The sequence below is a fragment of the Mesorhizobium sp. M2A.F.Ca.ET.037.01.1.1 genome, assembly GCF_003998075.1.
GTDB lineage: Bacteria > Pseudomonadota > Alphaproteobacteria > Rhizobiales > Rhizobiaceae > Mesorhizobium.
On record NZ_RZSA01001364.1, the window covers coordinates 1 to 1318 of the forward strand.

The 1318-nt window shown below is 65.1% G+C and carries 2 protein-coding genes; both read right to left on the minus strand.

The window, feature by feature from the left end:
* Window positions 1-408 (minus strand): histidinol dehydrogenase (locus EOA27_RS36770; RefSeq protein WP_189562328.1); only part of this gene is annotated, 408 nt, incomplete at its 3' end.
* A 100-nt stretch (window positions 409-508) separates the two neighbouring features.
* Complete coding sequence (locus EOA27_RS36775) at window positions 509-1282, minus strand: glucose 1-dehydrogenase (protein WP_126083114.1); 774 nt, start codon at window positions 1280-1282, stop codon at window positions 509-511.
* Window positions 1283-1318 lie beyond the last annotated feature (36 nt).

Below are 1318 nucleotides of genomic sequence, written 5' to 3' on the forward strand. Positions count from 1 at the left end.
GCCGGGGGGAACGTAAAGCGCGACCGAGCCGATCGGCGTGTAACGGTCGCCGGCATAGGCGCCGGGGCGGACTTCCTTGAGCCACATCGTCTCGGGACGCTGCTCCTCGTGGAAATGCCTGATGTTTGTGATGCCGAAGCGGATGCTGTCGATGACATCCTTGTCGACCTTGCCGAAGGCAGCGTCGAACTCAGCCTCCGAGACCTTCAGATTACCCGCGGCCACATCGGCCTTGTCCAGATCCCGGACGAAGCGGAGCAGCGCCGAGTCGCCTTCCGTCCTGACCGCATCAAGAATCGGGCGGACCTTCTCGACGAAGACCGAGAGGTCGGCCTCGGCGCGCTTCAGCAGGCTCGCCCGCTGTTCGGCGCTGGCGGATGAGAGGTCGTGGAAGCTGATCTCGGACATGGCTGCTCCTCAGAAACGCGGGAAAAGTATATACATGTACGTATAATGCTCGCCAGTATTTTTCTGCGTCCGCAGGGTTGGTCGGCCACGGCAAACCGCATCAGATCGAGGCAAGAAAGCCCCCATCCACCGGAAAGCACTGACCCGTGATGTAGGATGAGGCGTCCGAGGCCAGGAAGACAGCAATGCCGTGCAGGTCCGAAAGGTCGCCGAAGCGATGCTGCGGGATCTTGGCGAGCATCGATTGCTGCCACGCCTCGTCGGCGTAGAACACCTCGGTCATCGCCGTCCTGAAATAGCCAGGAGCAATCGCGTTGACCCTGATCCCGAGACCCGCCCACTCCGCCGCAAGCGCCCGCGTCATGCCGAGCAGGCCCGACTTCGACGAACCGTAGGGCACGGCCGTGGGGATGCCGACCTCGGAGGTCAGCGAGCACAAATTGATGATGGCGCCGGGCCGTCCGGCATCGCGCATGTGGCGGGCGGCGGCCTGAGCGCAGAAGAAGGCGCCCTTGAGGTTGGTGTCGACAATCCTGTCCCAGAGCGCTTCATCGACATCGAGCGAAGGCCTGACCTCTTCCATGCCGGCATTGTTGACTAGGATATCGAGACCGCCAAGCAGGTTGGCTGCCTCGGCGGTCGCGGCGCGGCAGCGGGCGACGTCGGTGACATCCAGGGCAATGGCATGCGCAACCCCGCCGGCGGCCCGGATCGCCTCCGTCGTCTCCTGCAGCGAAGCAAGGCTGCGCGCCATGACGGCGACAGCGGCGCCGGCCGCACTCAGCGCCTCGGCGATGCCGCGCCCGATGCCGCGGCTGGCGCCGGTGACGAGCGCCTTCCTGCCCGACAGGTCGAAGAGGGAAGCATTGCGCATGTCGATCCTCCTTGGCCTTGCCGGCCTGCCCTCGCC

Bases quoted from the DNA above. Each gene is read 5' to 3' on its own strand.
- EOA27_RS36775 (WP_126083114.1), bottom strand. From the start codon at position 1,282: ATGCGCAATGCTTCCCTCTTCGACCTGTCGGGCAGGAAGGCGCTCGTC.